The following is an 18,603-nucleotide window of genomic DNA, read 5'->3' on the forward strand; positions in this document are numbered from 1 at the left end:
GTGAGCCAGTTCTTTCAGATTCACCCGCAAACGCCGCAAACACGCCTCATCAAGCAGGCAGTGGACATCATTCGCGCAGGGGGCGTGGTGGTTTACCCCACCGATTCGTCCTACGCGATCGGTTGCCGGATCGGCGAAAAGTCCGCCATTGAGCGGGTGCGCCGGCTGCGTCAGTTGGACGACCGGCACAACTTCACCCTGTTGTGCTGCGACCTGTCGCAACTGGGCCTGTTCGCCAAGGTAGACACCGCCGCGTTCCGCTTGTTGAAAGCGCATACCCCGGGGCCTTATACCTTCATCCTCAGCGCCACCCGCGAAGTGCCGCGGCTGCTGCTACACCCCAAGCGCCGTACCATCGGCCTGCGCGTGCCCGAGCACCCCATCGCCCAGGCCCTGCTCGAAGCGCTCGGCGAACCACTGATGAGCGTGAGCCTCATCCTGCCCGGCGATGCCGAGCCACTGAGCGACCCCTATGAAATGCGTGAGCGGCTGGAGCATCACGTGGACCTGATCATCGACGGCGGCCCGGGAGGCGGTTCGGCCTCCACCGTGGTGGACCTTTCCGGCGACGATCCTCATGTAGTACGGGTGGGCTGTGGCGACCCGGCGCCGTTCCAGGCGGGTGCATGACCGAAATCGTTGACCCGGTGGCCGCTGACCCCGAGGCCGAAGCCGGGGGCCAGTTGCAGCTGGCGCTGGTCTATGGCGAAGCCTTCACCGAGGTGCCGCAAGACCTGTACATCCCGCCCGATGCGCTCGAAGTGTTTCTCGAAGCCTTCGAAGGCCCGCTCGACCTGCTGCTGTACCTGATCCGCAAGCAGAACATCGACGTCCTCGATATTCCCGTGGCGGAAATCACCCGCCAGTACATGACGTACGTGGAGCTGATGAAGACGATCCGGCTGGAGCTGGCCGCCGAATACCTGGTGATGGCCGCCATGCTGGCCGAAATCAAGTCCCGCATGCTGTTGCCGCGTTCCGCCGAGGTGCAGGAGGAGGAGGGCGACCCTCGCGCCGAACTGATTCGCCGCTTGCAAGAGTACGAACGCTTCAAGGCCGCAGCGGAGGGCATCGACGGCATGCCCCGTGTGGGCCGGGAAATCATCGTGCCTCAGCTGGACGCACCTCAGGCCAAGGCCCGACGCCTACTGCCGGATGTGGCGCTGGAGGAAGTTCTGCTGGCAATGGCCGAAGTGATGCGCCGCAACGACCTGTTCGAAAGCCATCAGGTGAGCCGCGAAGCGCTGTCTACCCGCGAGCGGATGAGCGAAGTGCTGGAAAAGCTCAAGGGCGGTGCTTTCGTGCCGTTCATCGACCTGTTCGCGGCCCATGAAGGCAAGTTGGGCGTGGTGGTCACCTTCATGGCTATTCTGGAACTGGTGAAGGAATCTTTGATCGAGCTGGTGCAGAATGAGCCTTTTGCCGCCATCCATGTTCGGGTGCGCGGGGAATGAACGCAGCGACCTGAGCCCCCATGAATCTGAATGAACCCCGCGAGCTGGCCTCCCTGCTCGAAGCCTTTCTGCTCGCCTCTGGCAAGCCGCAAAGCCTAGACCGCCTTTACGAACTGTTTGAAGAGGCCGAGCGCCCGGGGCCCACGGTGTTTCGCAAGGCCCTGGACCTGTTGCGAAAGTCCTGTGACAACCGCGCCTTCGAGTTGGTAGAAGTGGCCTCTGGCTACCGCCTGCAGATCCGCGAGCGTTATGCTCCCTGGGTAGGCCGATTGTGGGAAGAACGGCCGCAGCGGTATTCCCGCGCATTGCTCGAAACCTTGGCACTGATCGCCTACCGCCAGCCGATCACCCGGGGGGAGATCGAGGACGTTCGCGGCGTGGCGGTCAACAGCAACATCGTGAAAACGCTGTTGGAGCGAGAGTGGATTCGCGTGGTGGGCCATCGCGAGGTGCCTGGCCGGCCAGCGATGTTCGCCACCACCAAGGCGTTTCTCGACCACTTCAACCTCAAGAACCTGGACGAACTGCCGCCGTTGGCCGACCTTCGCGAACTGGAACCACGGCCTTTGATGGACGAGGAAGACCTGCCCGTGCCTGCGCACCTGCAGGCCATGGCCGATGCCAGTGCCGAGGCGGAAAATGCCGACGCCGCACCGCCGGCGGAAGAAACCAGCTTCCGAAGCCTGCTGCTGGAGCTGGACACCTTGGAGGCAGGCCTGAAAACCGACTTCGACGACCTGCGTGTGCCAGAGCTCGAGCTCGACCAGGAGCTGGCTCCCGAACCGTCCGACAGCAACGAGGAAGCTGAACCGCGCTGACGCGCTGGTCGAATACTTCCCCCCAACCGGGTGCGCCGCGTCGGCTTTGGGCGTATGATGCGCGCCCTTTTCGGCGAAAGCCGCCGTGTCGTCAACCCACCGGGAGGTGCCAACCATGAATGAACACGAACTCGACGAAGCCCAGGCTCCGTTGCCCCCAGCAGGTGAAAAACTCCAGAAGGTCCTTGCGCGTATCGGCGTAGGCTCGCGCCGCGACGTAGAGGCCTGGATCGGCGAAGGCCGCATCAAGGTCAACGGCAAGGTGGCCACCCTCGGCCAGCGCGTCGACCTGCACGACGCCATCAGTGTGGATGGCAAGCTGATCAAGCGCGAAGAAGCCTCCGAAACGGTCCGCCGCGTGATCATTTACAACAAGCCCGACGGCGAAATCTGCACCCGCGACGACCCCGAAGGCCGCCCGACCGTATTCGATCGCCTGCCGCGCCCGCGCGAAGGTCGCTGGATCAACATCGGTCGCCTGGACATCAACACCACCGGCCTGCTGATGTTCACCACCGACGGTGAGCTGGCCAACCGCCTGATGCACCCGTCCTACGAGATGGACCGCGAATACGCGGTGCGTGTACGCGGCGAAGTGGACGACGACATGATCGCCCGCCTCAAGGAAGGTGTGGTGCTGGAAGACGGCCCGGCGAAGTTTACCGACATTCAGCAAGCACCTGGCGGCGAAGGTTTCAACCACTGGTACCACTGCGTGGTGATGGAAGGGCGTAACCGCGAAGTTCGCCGCTTGTGGGAGTCCCAGGGGCTGGTGGTCAGCCGCCTGAAGCGCGTGCGTTTCGGCCCGGTGTTCCTCAACTCGGACCTGCCCATGGGCCGCTGGCGTGAACTGGGCCAGCACGAGGTGGACATTCTGGCTGGCGAAGTGGGCCTCCAGCCCGTTGCCATGCCGGTGCAAACCGCCAAGGCGAAGGAAAAGCTCGAGCGTATGCAGCGCAAGTCGGCTCGCCCACTGGGCCGTAACGAGCGCGTGCGGCAAGTTCGCCCCGCGCTGGAAAGCGGTGAAGAGCGCGCCCCACGCAAGGCTCGCGACGAGCAGAAGCCACGCCCTGCCGCCAACCGTGGCACCGTGGTGGCCGAGCGCCCTAGCGAAGTGCGCGGCGGCAATCGTCGCTCGCCGGACGGCAAGCCAGACGGCAAGCCAGACGGCAAGCCTTCGGGTTCCCCGAGCGGGCGCCCGGGCGGCAAGCCAAGCGGCCGCTCCACCGGCGCACCCAAAGGTTCGCCAAAGCGTTAAGCCCTTGCCGCCCGGGTAGCCCCCGGGCGGTTCGCTTTACCCCGTTTTTCGTCATTCTTCCCCGCCGATCGTTGCCAGCGGGAAAGCGCAGTGCTGAATATTCAAGGTGACCGCTTTTGACCGCTTCCCACCCCTCCGATTCAGGCGCCCTCAAGCGTGGCCTGAAGAACCGCCATATCCAACTCATTGCCCTCGGTGGCGCCATCGGCACTGGCCTGTTCCTCGGGTCCGCCGGCGTGCTGAAATCTGCCGGCCCGTCGATGATCCTTGGCTACGCCCTGTGCGGGTTTATCGCATTTCTCATCATGCGTCAGCTCGGCGAGATGATCGTGGAAGAGCCGGTAGCGGGTTCCTTCAGCCATTTCGCCCATCGCTACTGGGGCGGCTTCGCAGGTTTTCTATCCGGCTGGAACTGCTGGTTGCTGTACACCCTGGTGGGCATGTCCGAGCTCACAGCGGTGGGCAAGTACATTCAATACTGGTGGCCGGAGATCCCCACCTGGGTATCTGCGGCCGGCTTCTTCGCCCTGGTAACGCTGGTCAACCTGGCGAACGTACGGGTGTTCGGCGAGGCTGAATTCTGCTTTGCGATCATCAAGGTCGCGGCGGTGGTAGGCATGATCGGCCTGGGTAGCTGGTTGCTGGTTTCTGGCCATGGCGGGCCCCAGGCGAGCGTGGCCAACCTGTGGGAGCACGGTGGGTTCTTCCCTAACGGCATACACGGCCTGGTGATGGCGCTGGCACTGATCATGTTCTCGTTCGGTGGCCTGGAGATGCTCGGCTTCACTGCCGCGGAAGCAGACCGGCCACGGGAGGTGATCCCCAAGGCCATCAACCAGGTGATCTGGCGCATCCTGATCTTCTACGTCGGCGCTTTGGTCGTGCTGTTGTCGTTGATTCCCTGGGACAGCCTGCTCGGTACCCTGGGCAGCGCCGGCGATGCCTATAGCGCCAGCCCCTTCGTGCAAGTGTTCGCCATGTTGGGCAGTGGCACGGCCGCCCATGTGCTCAACTTCGTGGTGCTTACCGCGGCGGTGTCGGTGTATAACAGCGGCGCCTATTGCAACGGGCGCATGCTGGTAGGCATGGCGGAGCAGGGCGATGCACCCGCAGTGCTGGCCCGGATCGACCGCCGCGGCGTACCCGTGCTGGCGATCCTGGCCTCGGCGGCAGTCACTGCGGTTACCGTGCTGCTGAACTACCTCATGCCTCACGACGCCCTGGAAGTGCTGATGGCGCTGGTAGTGGCTACGCTGGTAATCAACTGGGCGATGATCAGTTGGTCCCATTTGCGCTTCCGCCAGCACCTTGATCGCCAGGGCCAGCGGCCCCTGTTCAAGGCGGTGTGGTACCCGGCTGGCAATTACCTGTGCCTGGCCTTCGTGGTGCTGATTCTCGGCGTGATGTGGGCCATGGGCATGCACGTGCCGGTGATGATGATCCCGGTGTGGGTGCTGGTGTCGCTGGGGTTGTACCGGCTCAAGTCGCGGCGCTGAATACCTTCCCCCACCCCTGTGGGGCGGGGTGGGTCAGGCGTCCGGGGACCCCGGGAACAGGTACCGCGCGTCTGCGCTAGAATCTCTATCTTCGATCACTCACACGGCGCGCACATGGCTTCTACACCGCACCCCCTGGCGGTCACGCTTCAGGTTGTTTCCATCGTACTGTTCACCTTTATCGGCTACCTGAACATCGGCATTCCGCTGGCGGTGTTGCCGGGCTTCGTCCATACCACGCTGGGGTTCGGTGCGGTACTGGCCGGCCTGGTGATCAGCGTGCAGTACCTGGCCACCTTGCTCAGCCGGCCCTATGCCAGCCGCATCATCGATAACCGTGGTAGCAAGCAGGCGGTGATCTACGGGCTGTTCGGCTGTGGGCTCAGCGGCGTGTTCATGCTGCTGGCGGCGTGGTTGCAGGCGCTGCCGGGGCTTAGCCTGGCCTGCCTGTTCGTTGGCCGTATCGTGCTGGGGTCGGCCGAAAGCCTGGTGGGGTCCGGCGCTATCGGGTGGGGCATCGGCCGGGTGGGCGCTGCCCGCACCGCCAAGGTCATCTCCTGGAACGGCATTGCCAGTTACGGTGCGCTGGCCATCGGCGCGCCGGGTGGGGTGTGGCTGGTAGGGCAGCTGGGGCTATGGAGCATGGGCGTGGCGGTGCTGCTGGTGTCCGCCCTGGGCGTGGCCCTGGCGTCGCCGAAGTTGGCCGCGCCTATCGTCAGCGGCGAGCGCTTGCCGTTCATTCATGTGCTGGGGCGGGTATTCCCGCATGGCTGCGGGCTGGCCTTGGGCGGCATCGGCTTCGGCACCATTGCCACCTTCATCACGCTGTATTACGCATCCAATCAGTGGGGCAACGCCGCGCTGTGCCTCTCGTTGTTCGGCGCCTGTTTCATCTTCGCGCGGCTGTTGTTCGGCGGCATGATCAACCGCCTGGGCGGGTTCCGCGTGGCAATCACCTGCCTGGGGGTAGAGTCGCTCGGCTTGCTGATGCTGTGGCTGGCACCCAGCATGGAATGGGCCATGGCAGGGGCGGCGCTCAGCGGCTTCGGCTTCTCGCTGGTGTTCCCGGCGCTGGGCGTGGAAGCGGTCAACCTGGTACCCGCCTCAAGCCGTGGCGCTGCGGTGGGCGCCTATTCGCTGTTCGTCGACCTGTCCCTCGGGCTTACCGGCCCGGTGGCCGGAGCGGTGGCGTCAGGCTTCGGCTTCGCCTCGATTTTCCTCGTTGCCGCCATTGCCGCCATTGCCGGCCTGCTGCTCAGCCTGCGGCTGTACAAGCAAAGCCTGAACGCGCCGCGGCATCCGGACGAGCCGTTGTAACATCCGGTTCGGCATCACAGGCGCGGCGCCCTAGGCGTCGCGTCAATCCACGCACCCGCTGCCCATCACTTCATATTCGAGCAGGTGGCGTTGGCCCTTGCTGTCCTCGTACACCATGTGCAGCGGCACTACCTTGCACACGCTGGGTATCGACTCCATGGACACTACCCGGGCGATGTCCAGGGGCATGGAATAGCTATAGTGTTCTACAGGAAGTTCATCCGCCACAGCGGGCAACGCCGCCACGATTGCCGTGGGCAGGGCGCAGGCGGAGAGTGCGAACATCAAGCGTTTCATTGCGGTTTACCTTTTTACGGTCGAACGTGCCCGCGCGACCGTTTTTCGGGGCGCGGGCTGGCGTTCAGGGAGCGTTTGGAAGCAGGCCTTCGTGGGGGCTGTTCAGTGCGTTGCCATTGCTGGCGGGGCGCATTCTAGGCGCGGCCTTGACGGCAGTAACAGGCTGGCTTTTGATAAACAGTATTATCGGAATACGTAACAATTGCGCTGCCCGAGGCAGTGCTGCACCGCGACTATTACTACCATCGTCGAATGGTTGCCTGGCCGTGGGTTCACGTACAACGCAACCATACAAGAACAATGATTGCCCCCGAGGAAAGTAAAGATGAGTGCGGCTTCCCTGTACCCCGTTCGCCCTGAAGTGAAGGAAAACACCCTCACCGACGAGGCAACCTACAAGGCCATGTACCAGCAGTCCGTGGTGAACCCCGACGGCTTCTGGCGCGAGCAAGCCCAGCGTCTGGACTGGATCAAACCCTTCGACAAGGTGAAGCAGACCTCCTTCGACGACCATCGCGTGGACATCAAATGGTTCGCCGACGGCACGCTGAACGTGGCCTACAACTGCCTTGACCGCCACCTGGAAACCCGTGGCGACCAGGCGGCGATCATCTGGGAAGGGGACGACCCGGCCGACAGCCGCACCATCACCTACCGTGAGCTGCACGAAGAGGTGTGCAAGTTCGCCAACGCCCTGCGCGGCCAGGACGTGCACCGGGGCGACGTGGTCACCCTTTACATGCCGATGATTCCCGAAGCGGTGGTAGCCATGCTGGCTTGCGCCCGTATCGGCGCGATCCATTCGGTGGTATTCGGCGGCTTTTCGCCGGAAGCCTTGGCCGGGCGCATCATCGACTGCAAGTCCAAGGTGGTGATCACGGCGGACGAAGGCGTGCGGGGCGGCAAGAAAACCTCGCTCAAGGCCAACGTGGACCGGGCGCTGACCAACCCGGAAACCAGTAGCGTGCAGAAGGTGATCGTGTGCAAGCGCACCGGTGGCGAGATCGAGTGGAACCGCCACCGCGACATCTGGTACCACGCGCTGCTGGAAGTGGCTTCGAGCACCTGTGCACCAAAGGAAATGGGCGCCGAGGAAGCGTTGTTCATCCTCTACACCTCCGGCTCCACCGGCAAGCCGAAGGGCGTGCTGCACACCAGCGCGGGTTACCTGCTGTACGCGGCGCTCACCCATGAGCGCGTGTTCGACTACAAGCCCGGCGAAATCTACTGGTGCACGGCCGACGTAGGCTGGGTGACCGGCCACAGCTACATCGTGTACGGCCCGCTGGCCAACGGCGCCACTACGCTGTTGTTCGAGGGCGTGCCCAACTACCCGGACATTACCCGCGTGTCGAAGATCATCGACAAGCACAAGGTGAACATTCTTTACACCGCACCCACGGCCATTCGCGCCATGATGGCCGAAGGCACCGCCGCCGTGGAGGGCGCGGATGGCTCCAGCCTGCGCCTGCTGGGCTCGGTGGGGGAGCCGATCAACCCCGAGGCCTGGAACTGGTACTACAAGACAGTGGGCAAGGAGCGCTGCCCGATTGTCGATACCTGGTGGCAAACCGAAACCGGTGGCGTGTTGATCAGCCCGCTGCCTGGCGCCATCGGCCTCAAGCCAGGCTCGGCGACCAAGCCGTTCTTCGGGGTGATCCCGGCCTTGGTGGACAACCTGGGCAACCTCATCGAAGGCGCGGCCGAAGGCAACCTGGTGATTCTGGATTCCTGGCCGGGGCAGGCGCGGTCGCTGTACGGCGACCACGACCGCTTTGTGGATACCTACTTCAAGACCTTCCGGGGCATGTACTTCACCGGCGACGGCGCCCGCCGCGACGAGGATGGCTACTACTGGATCACCGGCCGCGTGGACGACGTACTCAACGTGAGCGGCCACCGCATGGGCACCGCGGAAATCGAAAGCGCCATGGTTGCGCACCCCAAGGTGGCCGAGGCGGCAGTGGTGGGCGTGCCACACGACATCAAGGGGCAGGGCATCTACGTGTACGTGACCCTCAACGCCGGCGAGCAGCCCAGCGAAGCGCTGCGTCAGGAGCTGAAAAACTGGGTGCGCAAGGAAATCGGCCCTATCGCTTCACCCGATGTGATTCAGTGGGCGCCCGGGTTACCCAAAACCCGCTCCGGCAAGATCATGCGGCGTATTCTGCGCAAGATCGCGACCGCTGAATACGGGGCGTTGGGGGATATTTCCACCCTGGCCGACCCTGGCGTGGTGCAGCACCTGATCGACACCCACAGGCAAATGTCGGCGGCCTGACCCCTCAGGATTCAAGGCCGTTTATCGAGCCCCGCTTTGGCGGGGCTTTTGCTGTGTGGAAACCCAAGCGGTGTTACCGGATAATGCGCCCGCTGAAACCGTAAGAAACAGTTTACGGAGCGGTCGGCGGTCGCATGGGTCGGGGATGATGCCCCAGCCGCTCTAGCATGCGCCCCGTCTGAAAGGGCAGGAAACTTGCAGTAAGTTCTTGTTTGAACTCTCGCGATTGATCAATACCGGGCCGCCTTGTCAATAGGCTGGCTGCCGGTATTCGTTCGTTCTGTAATATGTTGTCGCATTGCAGAAATTTCCCATCCCCACACGCCGCTAGAATGCCCCCACTCGCTTCCGCTTTGGAGGCGCGATTGATCCTGGTAACACGCCTGCCCGCTGTCGTGTGTTACCCCCGATGGAGTTCACCCATGAAGAAGCTTGCACTCTTTGGTGCCCTGGCGCTGTCCGTGTTGTCCTTCGCCGCCGCAGCGGAAGACAAGCCGATGAAGATTGGTATCGAAGCCGCTTACCCGCCCTTCGCCTCCAAAGCACCCGACGGCAGCATCGTTGGCTTCGACTACGACATCGGCAATGCCCTGTGCGCCGAGATGAAGGTCAAGTGTGTATGGGTGGAGCAAGAGTTCGACGGCCTGATCCCGGCGCTCAAAGTGCGCAAGATCGACGCCATCCTGTCGTCCATGTCCATCACCGAAGACCGCAAGAAATCCGTGGATTTCACTAACCGCTACTACCTCACCCCGGCTCGCCTGGTGATGAAGGAAGGCTTTGCGCTGGACGACTCCCTGAGCGCGCTCAAAGGCAAGAACATCGGCGTGCAGCGTGGCTCGATCCATGAACGCTTCGCCCGCGAAGTGCTGGCGCCCAAGGGCGTGGAAGTGAAGCCCTACGGCTCGCAGAACGAAATCTACCTTGACCTGGCCGCTGGCCGTCTCGACGGTACCCTGGCCGACGCCACCTTGCTGCAGGACGGCTTCCTGAAGACCGATTCGGGCAAGGGCTTCGCCTTCGCCGGCCCGGCCTTCACCGACGTGAACTACTTCGGCGACGGCGTAGGCATTGCCGTGCGCAAGGGCGACAAGGCCAACCTGGACAAGCTGAACGCGGCGATCGCTGCAATTCGCGCGAATGGCGAATATAAGAAAATCCAGGATAAGTATTTCGACTTCGATATCTACGGTCAGTAACCCGCCTTGTCTCTCCGCAGGGCCGTGCGCGGCCCTGTTTCATTTCTGTGCCCTTAGCGGTCGTTTACGCCCGCGCTCATTCTGAAGGCTTGCGAGCATGTTGAAAGGCTACGGCGAGGTCATCCTCGAGGGGGTCGGCCTGACCCTGCAACTGGCGCTCTCGTCCATGGCGCTGGCCATCGTGCTGGGGCTGTTGGGCGCCGCGTTCCGCCTGTCGCCGGTGCGTGCGCTGGCCTGGCTAGGCGAACTGTATTCCACGGTGATCCGCGGCATTCCGGACCTGGTACTGATCCTGCTGATCTTCTACGGCGGCCAGGACCTGATCAATCGCCTGGGCCCCTTGGTGGGCTATGACGATTACATCGACCTCAATCCGTTGCTGACCGGGGTGTTCACCCTGGGGTTCATCTTCGGCGCGTACCTGTCGGAAACCTTCCGCGGCGCCTTCATGGGCATTCCCAAGGGCCAGGCCGAAGCCGGCATGGCCTACGGCATGAGCAGCCTGCAGATTTTCTACCGGGTGCTGGTTCCGCAAATGATCCGCCTGGCAATTCCGGGCTTCACCAACAATTGGCTGGTGTTGACCAAGGCGACCGCGCTCATTTCCGTGGTGGGCTTGCAAGACATGATGTTCAAGGCCAAGCAGGCGGCAGACGCCACCCGTGAACCCTTTACCTTCTACCTGGCCGTGGCGGCGTTGTACCTGGTGATCACCAGTGTTTCGCTGCTGCTGCTCAAATGGCTGGAGCGGCGTTACTCGGTTGGTGTAAGGACGGCAGAACTATGATCTTCGACTACACGGTGATCCAGGCCAACCTCCCGTTGTACCTGGCAGGCATGCTGGAAACCCTCAAGTTGCTGGCCATTTCGCTGCTGCTCGGGCTGCTGGCCGCGCTGCCGCTGGGGCTCATGCGGGTGTCGCGACGGCCCTGGGTGAATGCCCTCGCCTGGACGTACACCTACGTGATCCGTGGTACGCCCATGCTGGTGCAGCTGTTCCTGATCTACTACGGCCTGGCGCAGTTCGCCGCCGTGCGTGAAAGCATACTGTGGCCATGGTTATCCAATGCCACCTTCTGCGCCTGCCTGGCCTTTGCCATCAATACCAGCGCCTACACAGCCGAGATCATCGCCGGCAGCCTGCGCGCCACGCCTCATGGCGAGATCGAAGCGGCGCGGGCCATGGGCATGTCGCGGGCCTTGATGTACCGGCGCATTCTGCTGCCGTCGGCCATGCGCCGCGCGTTGCCGCAGTACAGCAACGAAGTGATCATGATGCTGCAGACCACCAGCCTGGCCTCCATCGTGACCCTGATGGACATCACCGGCGCGGCCCGCACGGTCACCGCGCAGTATTACCTGCCGTTCGAAGCGTACATTACCGCGGGCGCCATCTATCTGGCCCTTACCTTCATCCTCGTGCGGCTGTTCAAGCTGGCCGAGCGGCGCTGGCTGGGCTACCTGGCGCCACGCAAGGGCTGATCGCGTTCATGGGCGGCGCGCTGCCCACCCTTATTTCAGAGAACACAGCATGAACAAACTCGAAGTACAGGACCTGCACAAGCGCTACGGCAGCCATGAAGTGCTCAAGGGCGTGAGTCTGGCGGCCAAGGCAGGCGATGTGATCAGCATCATCGGGTCCAGTGGCTCGGGCAAAAGCACCTTCCTGCGGTGCATCAACCTGCTGGAGCAACCTTGGTCCGGGCAGATCCTGCTCAACAACGAAGCCCTCAAGCTGGTGCCCAACAAAGGCGGCGGCCTCAAGGCCGGTGACCCGAAGCAGTTGCAGCGCATGCGCGCCAGGCTGGCAATGGTGTTCCAGCACTTCAACCTGTGGTCCCACATGACCGCATTGCAGAACGTGATGGAAGCGCCGGTGCACGTGCTCGGGATGAGCAAGAAGGACGCCCAGGAAAAGGCAGAACACTACCTGGCCAAAGTAGGGGTGACCCACCGCAAGGACGCCTACCCCGGCCATATGTCCGGCGGCGAACAGCAGCGCGTGGCCATTGCCCGGGCATTGGCGATGGAGCCGGAAGTGATGCTGTTCGACGAGCCCACTTCAGCGCTGGACCCGGAGCTGGTGGGTGACGTGCTGAAGGTAATGCAATCGCTGGCGCAGGAAGGCCGCACCATGGTGGTAGTCACACACGAAATGGGCTTTGCCCGGGAAGTGTCCAACCAGGTAGTGTTCCTCCACCAAGGGTTGGTAGAAGAGCGAGGCAATCCTCGTGAAGTGTTGGCCAACCCGCAGTCGGAGCGGCTGCGCCAGTTCCTCTCGGGTAGTCTTAAATGAGCGTATTTCGCGCCGTCCGGAACTTCACTGCGTGAGTGCTCACATGATTGCCCAGCGTATCGGCTTTCTCATCTGGCCTGGCACCAAGGCACTGACCCTGGCGCTGGCCGAGGAGGCCTTGACCGTCGCCCGCAAGGTGCATCCCGAAGTGCTGTACGAGCCGTTGTTCCTCCAGGCCGAAGCACCAACGACGGGTGGCTGGCAATTGCCGGGTGAACCCTGGGCCGGGCGCCTCGAAGGCTGTCAGAAGCTATTCCTGGTGGCGGACGAACCCCCGGCCTCCATGGCGCCCGCGCTGTCCAGCGCATTGAAGCAACTGGTACGCGGCGGGTGTGTGATCGGCGGCTTGTCGGCCGGCATTTATCCTCTCGCGCAACTTGGCTTGCTGGATGGCTACCGCGCCTCGGTGCATTGGCGCTGGCAGGACGACTTCAGTGAGCGTTTCCCCAAGGTGATTGCCACCAGCCACCTGTTCGACTGTGACCGTGATCGGCTCACGGCTTGCGGTGGCCTGGCCGTACTCGACCTGATGCTGGCCGTGCTGGCGCGCGACCACGGCGCCGAACTGGCAGGCGCGGTGTCGGAAGAACTGGTGGTGGAGCGCATCCGTGAAGGCGGCGAGCGCCAGCGCATACCCCTGCAAAACCGCCTCGGTTCCAGCCACCCCAAGCTCACCCAGGCGGTGCTGCTGATGGAAGCGAACATCGAGGAGCCGCTCACCACCGACGAAATCGCCCAGCACGTGTGTGTGTCCCGGCGCCAGCTGGAGCGGATTTTCAAGCAGTACTTGAACCGGGTGCCCAGCCAGTACTACCTCGAGTTGCGCTTGAACAAGGCCCGCCAGATGCTGATGCAAACCAGCAAGTCGATTATCCAGATCGGCCTGTCGTGCGGCTTTTCCTCCGGCCCGCATTTCTCCAGTGCGTACCGCAACTTCTTCGGCGCTACCCCGCGCGAAGATCGCAACCAGCGCCGCGCCGGCAGCCCGTTCGAGCTCGCCCCCGTTCCGGCAGAGCGCGGGTAGGAAAACGTGCAGGCGCCGGCGCAGCCCGGGAATCCGGGGTCATTCGCCGGCTGCGTCGGCGCCTGCAAGTGTTTTAAACTGTCCCTATTTGTCGCATTGCTGAAAACCCCGGTATTTCGGGGGTTCTGGCTGTAACAAGTTGTCGCTTGGCGGCAAGGCCAAGGGCCAACCACTCCTTACAATCCTCCCATCGCCGGCCACTTTCAGGCCCGCGCTTCGCTTCAGGAGACGCTGATGTCCGCTGATCACGCCCAGGTGCAACGCACCGATTTCGACCAGGTAATGGTCCCCAACTATGCGCCGGCGGGTTTCATTCCCGTGCGTGGGGCAGGCTCTCGAGTCTGGGACCAGGCGGGTCGCGAGCTGATCGACTTCTCCGGCGGCATCGCGGTCAACGTGCTGGGCCATGCCCACCCTGCGTTGGTCGGCGCGCTTACCGAGCAGGCCAACAAGCTGTGGCACGTGTCCAACGTATTCACCAACGAGCCGGCCCTGCGCCTGGCCAAAAAGCTGGTGGCTGCCACCTTTGCCGAGCGCGTGTTCTTCTGCAACTCGGGCGCGGAGGCCAACGAAGCCTGCTTCAAGCTGGCACGTCGCGTGGCCCATGACACGTTCGGCCCGGAAAAATACGAGATCATCGCCGCGGTCAACAGCTTCCACGGGCGTACCCTGTTCACCGTGAGCGTGGGCGGCCAGCCCAAGTACTCCGACGGTTTCGGGCCAAAGATCGAAGGGATCACCCATATCCCCTACAACGACCTCGACGCGCTGAAAGCCGCCATCTCGGACAAGACCTGCGCCGTGGTGCTCGAGCCTATCCAGGGTGAAGGCGGCGTGTTGCCGGCAGACCGCGCTTACCTCGAAGGCGCCCGCGCCCTGTGCGACCAGCACAACGCGCTGCTGGTGTTCGACGAAGTGCAAAGCGGTATGGGGCGTAGCGGTTCGTTGTTCGCCTACATGCAGTACGGCGTGACCCCCGACATCCTCTCCAGCGCCAAGAGCTTGGGCGGTGGCTTCCCGATCGGCGCCATGCTGACCACCGAGAAATTGGCCCGCCACCTGAGCGTAGGCGTGCACGGCACCACTTACGGCGGCAACCCGCTAGCCTGCGCGGTAGCGGAAGCGGTGGTGGATGTGATCAATACCCCTGAAGTGCTGGAAGGCGTCCAGGTTCGCCATGAGCGCTTCGCCACCCGCCTGCGCGCCATCGGCGAACAGTACGGGGTGTTTACTGAAGTGCGTGGCATGGGCCTGCTGATCGGCTGTGTGCTGAGTGAACAGTGGAAGGGCAAGGCGAAGGAATTCTTCAACGCCGCCGAGCGCAACGACCTGATGATCCTGCAGGCCGGCCCGGACGTGGTCCGCTTTGCCCCTAGCCTGGTGATCGACATCGCTGACATCGACGAAGGCCTCGACCGCTTCGAGCGCGCTGTCACCCAGCTGACCCAGGCCTGACGGCTGACCGGCGGGGCCGTGCGCCCTGCCTTTATTTTCTTGATTCAAAGGAGTGGCACCATGCTCGTGATGCGCCCTGCGCAAATGGCTGACCTGGACGAGGTGCAACGGCTCGCCGCGGACAGCCCGATCGGTGTCACTTCCCTGCCCGACGACCTGGAGCGCCTGCGCGACAAGATCGTTGCGTCGCAAGCCTCCTTCGCCGCCGAAGTCAGCTTCAACGGTGAAGAGAGCTATTTCTTTGTGCTCGAAGACACCGCTCGCGGCACCTTGGTAGGTTGCTCGGCCATCGTTGCCTCGGCCGGTTACTCCGAGCCGTTCTACAGTTTCCGCAACGAAACCTTCGTTCACGCCTCTCGCGAACTGAAGATCCACAACAAGATTCACGTGTTGTCCCAATGCCATGACCTTACGGGTAACAGCCTGCTCACCAGTTTCTATGTGCTGCCGGAACTGGTGGCTACACCTTGGGCCGAGCTCAACTCGCGGGCGCGCCTGCTGTTCATGGCCAACCACCCGGAGCGTTTCGCCGATTCCGTGGTGACTGAAATCGTTGGCTACAGCGACGAACACGGCGACTCGCCGTTCTGGGACGCCATCGGCCGTAATTTCTTCGACATCAACTACGCGGCGGCGGAGCGTTTGTGTGGGTTGAAAAGCCGCACATTCCTGGCCGAGCTGATGCCTCACTACCCGATCTACGTGCCGCTGCTGCCGGACGCCGCCCAGGAAGCCATGGGCCAGGTGCATCCAAGGGCGCAGGTCACCTTCGACATCCTCATGCGCGAAGGCTTCGAAACCGAGCATTACATCGACATCTTCGACGGCGGGCCGACCCTGCACGCCCGAACCTCCAACATCCGCTCGATTGCCAGCAGCCGCGTGGTGCCTGTGAAGGTAGATGAAAACGCTGCCAAGGGCGGGCGTCCGTACCTGGTAGCGAACTGCAATTTGCAGGACTACCGCGCCGCGTTGCTGGAGCTGGACTGGGCGCCAGGCAAGCCCGTGAGCTTGCCGGCGGCCGTGGCCGAACGCCTCGGCGTGGCCGATGGCGCCAGCGTCCGCGTAGTGGCCGTGTAAAACAGCAGGGTTGGTTGCCTGGCTACGTCAGGCTGAGCATCGCGGCGCCCTTGGCGGCCGCTCGAGGAGTACACATGATTGTTCGTCCCGTACGCAGCAGCGACCTCAGCGCGCTGATCGACCTGGCTCGCGGCACCGGCCCGGGCCTGACGACCCTGCCTGCCAACGAGGAGCGCCTGGCCCACCGAGTAGGCTGGGCGGAGAAGACCTTCCGCGGCGAGGCCGAGCGGGGCGATACCGATTACCTGTTCGTGCTGGAAACCGATGACGGCACCGTGGTGGGCACTTCCGCCATTGCTGGCGCGGTAGGGCAGCGCGAACCTTGGTACAACTACCGCGTGGGCCTGACCGTCAGCGCCTCGAAAGAGCTGAACATTTACCGGGAAATTCCCACCCTGTTCCTGGCGAATGACCTTACCGGCAACTCCGAGCTGTGCTCGCTGTTCCTGCGTGACGACATGCGCAACGGCCTGAACGGCCGCCTGCTGGCCAAGGCGCGGCTGCTGTTCATGGCCGAATTTACCGGCCTGTTCGGCAACAAGGTGATCGCCGAGCTGCGAGGCATCTCCGATCAGGCAGGGCGCTCACCGTTCTGGGAAAGCCTGGGGCGGTACTTCTTCAAGATGGAATTCAGCCAGGCCGATTACCTTACCGGCGTAGGTAATCGTGCATTTATCGCCGAGTTGATGCCCAAGTTTCCGCTCTATACCTGTTTCCTTTCCGAAGCCGCCCGCGAGGTGATCGGCAAGGTGCACCCGGACACCGAGCCGGCCCTTTCCATGCTGCGCGCCGAGGGCTTCAACTACCAAGGGTACGTGGACATCTTCGACGCCGGCCCGGCCGTGGAATGCGAAGTGGCGAAAATACGTGCCGTTCAGGAGAGCAAAAGCCTGGTGCTGGCCGTCGGCACACCGGGCGATGATGCCCCTGTGTATCTGATCCATAACCGCCAGCTGGAGCACTGCCGTATCACCGCGGCGCCGGCGCGCCTGGCCGCCGGCACCCTGGTGGTCGACCCGCTTACTGCCCGCCGTTTGCGCCTGCATGCGGGCGACCAGGTACGCGCGGTCACCTTGTCACCCAACACGGCTCTGGAGGGCCAGCCATGACCACTTTGTTCATCGACGGGCAATGGCTCGCGGGCGAAGGCGAAGCCTTCCAGTCGCTCGATCCGGTCAGCCAGCGTGTGCTCTGGGAAGGGCAAGCCGCCTCGGCCGCGCAAGTGAAATCGGCCGTGGCCGCCGCGCGCCAGGCATTCGCGCAGTGGGCAACGCTGCCGCTGGAAACCCGCATCGGTTATTTGCAAGCGTTCGCCGAGCGGCTCAAAGCCTCCAGTGAACAGCTGGCCCGCTGCATCGGTGAAGAAACCGGCAAGCCGCTGTGGGAAGCCGCCACGGAAGTGACCAGCATGGTCAACAAGGTGGCGATTTCCGTTCAGGCGTACGAAGAGCGCACCGGCGAAAAACACGGCGTGCTGGGCGATGCCAAGGCCGTGCTGCGCCACAAGCCCCACGGCGTGGTGGCGGTGTTCGGCCCTTACAACTTCCCGGGCCACCTGCCTAATGGCCACATCGTGCCGGCGCTGTTGGCCGGTAATACCGTGGTGTTCAAACCCAGCGAGCTTACGCCCGCGGTGGCGGCACTCACGGTCAAGTGCTGGGAAGAGGCGGGGCTGCCTGCGGGCGTGCTCAACCTGGTGCAAGGGGCCCGCGATACCGGCGTGGCCCTGGCGGACGCGGACATCGACGGCGTGTTCTTCACCGGCTCTAGCCGTACCGGCAACCATTTGCATGCCTTGTTCGCCGGCCGCCCCGAAAAGATCCTCGCGCTGGAAATGGGCGGCAACAACCCCTTGGTGGTAGATAAGGTGGAGGACCTGGACGCAGCCGTTTACACCATCGTGCAATCGGCCTTCATTTCCGCTGGCCAGCGTTGCACCTGCGCTCGGCGCCTGCTGGTGCCAGAGGGGGAGTGGGGTGATCGCCTGCTGGCACGGTTGGTGGAAGTGGCCCGTGGCATTCGCGTGGGCGCCTTTGACGAACAGCCCGCGCCGTTCATGGGCTCGGTGGTTTCGCTCGGTGCCGCCCAAGCGCTGATGACCGCCCAGGCCGAGTTGCTCGGCAACGGCGCGCAGGCGCTGTTACCGATGACCCAGCCCAACCCCAGCGCGGCATTGCTGACGCCCGGCCTGATAGATGTTACCGCCGTGGCCGAGCGTTCGGACGAAGAATTGTTTGGCCCGCTGCTGCAGGTGGTGCGCTATCAGAACTTCGATGGCGCGATCGCCGAAGCCAACCACACGCGTTACGGCCTGGCCGCTGGCCTGCTGTCCGATTCCGCCGAGCGCTACCAGCACTTCTGGCTGCACAGCCGCGCTGGCATCGTGAACTGGAACAAGCAACTGACCGGCGCCGCCAGCAGTGCACCGTTCGGTGGGGTAGGTGCCTCGGGCAATCACCGCGCCAGCGCGTACTACGCGGCTGATTATTGCGCCTTCCCGGTGGCTTCCCTTGAGGCAGACCGGGTAAGCCTGCCGGCCACCCTTACACCGGGTGTGACGCTGTAAGCCGCGGGCTGCCTTGAGTTGCAAGCGGCAAGCGACAAGCAAAAGCAAAAGCAAAAGCAAAA

17 protein-coding genes are annotated in these 18,603 nt (G+C 63.4%); 16 read left to right on the plus strand and 1 reads right to left on the minus strand.

Annotated features, from left to right (window positions below):
• From LG385_RS04210 to LG385_RS04235, 6 genes are all read left to right on the plus strand, one after another.
• The gene (locus LG385_RS04210) at positions 1-630 is read left to right on the plus strand and encodes an L-threonylcarbamoyladenylate synthase (RefSeq protein ID WP_181111694.1); all 630 of its coding nucleotides are present in this window, start codon (positions 1-3) and stop codon (positions 628-630) included.
• Positions 627-1,454, plus strand: a complete 828-nt coding sequence (locus tag LG385_RS04215; RefSeq protein WP_225772664.1) for a segregation and condensation protein A — start codon at positions 627-629, stop codon at positions 1,452-1,454. Before LG385_RS04210 ends, LG385_RS04215 begins: the two co-directional genes overlap by 4 nt.
• A 20-nt stretch (positions 1,455-1,474) precedes the next feature.
• Positions 1,475-2,272, plus strand: a complete 798-nt coding sequence (gene scpB / locus LG385_RS04220; protein ID WP_225772667.1) for an SMC-Scp complex subunit ScpB — start codon at positions 1,475-1,477, stop codon at positions 2,270-2,272.
• Positions 2,273-2,387: 115 nt separating this feature from the next.
• Positions 2,388-3,530 (plus strand): 23S rRNA pseudouridine(2605) synthase RluB, encoded by a 1,143-nt coding sequence (rluB, locus tag LG385_RS04225; RefSeq protein ID WP_225772669.1) that lies wholly within the window; start codon positions 2,388-2,390, stop codon positions 3,528-3,530.
• A 116-nt stretch (positions 3,531-3,646) separates the two neighbouring features.
• Positions 3,647-5,026 carry an amino acid permease gene (locus tag LG385_RS04230; RefSeq protein WP_225772671.1) on the plus strand — a complete coding sequence of 460 codons (1,380 nt, stop codon included), beginning with the start codon at positions 3,647-3,649 and terminating at the stop codon, positions 5,024-5,026.
• 114 nt (positions 5,027-5,140) lie between these two features.
• Positions 5,141-6,343, plus strand: coding sequence for an MFS transporter (locus LG385_RS04235; RefSeq protein WP_225772673.1), 1,203 nt, complete (start codon positions 5,141-5,143; stop codon positions 6,341-6,343).
• Between the two features lie 42 nt (positions 6,344-6,385).
• On the opposite strand, the gene LG385_RS04240 is transcribed toward LG385_RS04235, so the two are convergent.
• Entirely contained in the window at positions 6,386-6,628 is a 243-nt protein-coding gene (locus LG385_RS04240; protein ID WP_413247354.1) for a DUF2790 domain-containing protein, read from the minus strand.
• A 337-nt stretch (positions 6,629-6,965) separates the two neighbouring features.
• Between LG385_RS04240 and acs the strand changes: the two genes are divergently transcribed.
• The 10 genes from acs to astD all read left to right on the plus strand — a co-directional run bounded on the left by acs (position 6,966) and on the right by astD (position 18,541).
• Positions 6,966-8,921, plus strand: a complete 1,956-nt coding sequence (acs, locus tag LG385_RS04245) for an acetate--CoA ligase (RefSeq protein WP_181111700.1) — start codon at positions 6,966-6,968, stop codon at positions 8,919-8,921.
• A gap of 422 nt (positions 8,922-9,343) precedes the next feature.
• Positions 9,344-10,120 (plus strand): ABC transporter substrate-binding protein, encoded by a 777-nt coding sequence (locus LG385_RS04250; RefSeq protein ID WP_225772677.1) that lies wholly within the window; start codon positions 9,344-9,346, stop codon positions 10,118-10,120.
• Between the two features lie 97 nt (positions 10,121-10,217).
• Positions 10,218-10,907 carry an ABC transporter permease gene (locus LG385_RS04255; protein ID WP_181111702.1) on the plus strand — a complete coding sequence of 230 codons (690 nt, stop codon included), beginning with the start codon at positions 10,218-10,220 and terminating at the stop codon, positions 10,905-10,907.
• A complete protein-coding gene (locus tag LG385_RS04260; protein WP_225772679.1) occupies positions 10,904-11,602 on the plus strand; it encodes an ABC transporter permease in 699 nt (232 codons plus the stop codon). Before LG385_RS04255 ends, LG385_RS04260 begins: the two co-directional genes overlap by 4 nt.
• A gap of 49 nt (positions 11,603-11,651) precedes the next feature.
• Positions 11,652-12,416, plus strand: a complete 765-nt coding sequence (locus LG385_RS04265) for an ABC transporter ATP-binding protein (RefSeq protein WP_225772681.1) — start codon at positions 11,652-11,654, stop codon at positions 12,414-12,416.
• Between the two features lie 43 nt (positions 12,417-12,459).
• Complete coding sequence (gene argR / locus LG385_RS04270) at positions 12,460-13,440, plus strand: transcriptional regulator ArgR (RefSeq protein WP_225772683.1); 981 nt, start codon at positions 12,460-12,462, stop codon at positions 13,438-13,440.
• 234 nt (positions 13,441-13,674) lie between these two features.
• Positions 13,675-14,895, plus strand: a complete 1,221-nt coding sequence (locus LG385_RS04275; protein WP_225772685.1) for an aspartate aminotransferase family protein — start codon at positions 13,675-13,677, stop codon at positions 14,893-14,895.
• Between the two features lie 60 nt (positions 14,896-14,955).
• Positions 14,956-15,975, plus strand: coding sequence for an arginine/ornithine succinyltransferase subunit alpha (gene aruF / locus LG385_RS04280; protein WP_181111707.1), 1,020 nt, complete (start codon positions 14,956-14,958; stop codon positions 15,973-15,975).
• A 74-nt stretch (positions 15,976-16,049) separates the two neighbouring features.
• Positions 16,050-17,084 carry an arginine N-succinyltransferase gene (gene astA, locus LG385_RS04285; protein ID WP_181111708.1) on the plus strand — a complete coding sequence of 345 codons (1,035 nt, stop codon included), beginning with the start codon at positions 16,050-16,052 and terminating at the stop codon, positions 17,082-17,084.
• Complete coding sequence (gene astD, locus LG385_RS04290) at positions 17,081-18,541, plus strand: succinylglutamate-semialdehyde dehydrogenase (protein WP_225772687.1); 1,461 nt, start codon at positions 17,081-17,083, stop codon at positions 18,539-18,541. The genes astA and astD overlap by 4 nt, the downstream gene beginning before the upstream one ends.
• Positions 18,542-18,603 lie beyond the last annotated feature (62 nt).

This window comes from Pseudomonas sp. Marseille-Q5115, from assembly GCF_916618905.1.
GTDB classification, from domain to species: Bacteria; Pseudomonadota; Gammaproteobacteria; order Pseudomonadales; family Pseudomonadaceae; genus Aquipseudomonas; species Aquipseudomonas japonica_A.

Coding starts and splice junctions, on each gene's coding strand:
- LG385_RS04215 (WP_225772664.1), top strand. CDS start 627: ATGACCGAAATCGTTGACCCGGTGGCCGCTGACCCCGAGGCCGAAGCC.
- scpB (WP_225772667.1), top strand. CDS start 1,475: ATGAATCTGAATGAACCCCGCGAGCTGGCCTCCCTGCTCGAAGCCTTT.
- rluB (WP_225772669.1), top strand. CDS start 2,388: ATGAATGAACACGAACTCGACGAAGCCCAGGCTCCGTTGCCCCCAGCA.
- LG385_RS04235 (WP_225772673.1), top strand. CDS start 5,141: ATGGCTTCTACACCGCACCCCCTGGCGGTCACGCTTCAGGTTGTTTCC.
- LG385_RS04240 (WP_413247354.1), bottom strand. CDS start 6,628: ATGTTCGCACTCTCCGCCTGCGCCCTGCCCACGGCAATCGTGGCGGCG.
- acs (WP_181111700.1), top strand. CDS start 6,966: ATGAGTGCGGCTTCCCTGTACCCCGTTCGCCCTGAAGTGAAGGAAAAC.
- LG385_RS04250 (WP_225772677.1), top strand. CDS start 9,344: ATGAAGAAGCTTGCACTCTTTGGTGCCCTGGCGCTGTCCGTGTTGTCC.
- LG385_RS04255 (WP_181111702.1), top strand. CDS start 10,218: ATGTTGAAAGGCTACGGCGAGGTCATCCTCGAGGGGGTCGGCCTGACC.
- LG385_RS04260 (WP_225772679.1), top strand. CDS start 10,904: ATGATCTTCGACTACACGGTGATCCAGGCCAACCTCCCGTTGTACCTG.
- LG385_RS04265 (WP_225772681.1), top strand. CDS start 11,652: ATGAACAAACTCGAAGTACAGGACCTGCACAAGCGCTACGGCAGCCAT.
- argR (WP_225772683.1), top strand. CDS start 12,460: ATGATTGCCCAGCGTATCGGCTTTCTCATCTGGCCTGGCACCAAGGCA.
- LG385_RS04275 (WP_225772685.1), top strand. CDS start 13,675: ATGTCCGCTGATCACGCCCAGGTGCAACGCACCGATTTCGACCAGGTA.
- aruF (WP_181111707.1), top strand. CDS start 14,956: ATGCTCGTGATGCGCCCTGCGCAAATGGCTGACCTGGACGAGGTGCAA.
- astA (WP_181111708.1), top strand. CDS start 16,050: ATGATTGTTCGTCCCGTACGCAGCAGCGACCTCAGCGCGCTGATCGAC.
- astD (WP_225772687.1), top strand. CDS start 17,081: ATGACCACTTTGTTCATCGACGGGCAATGGCTCGCGGGCGAAGGCGAA.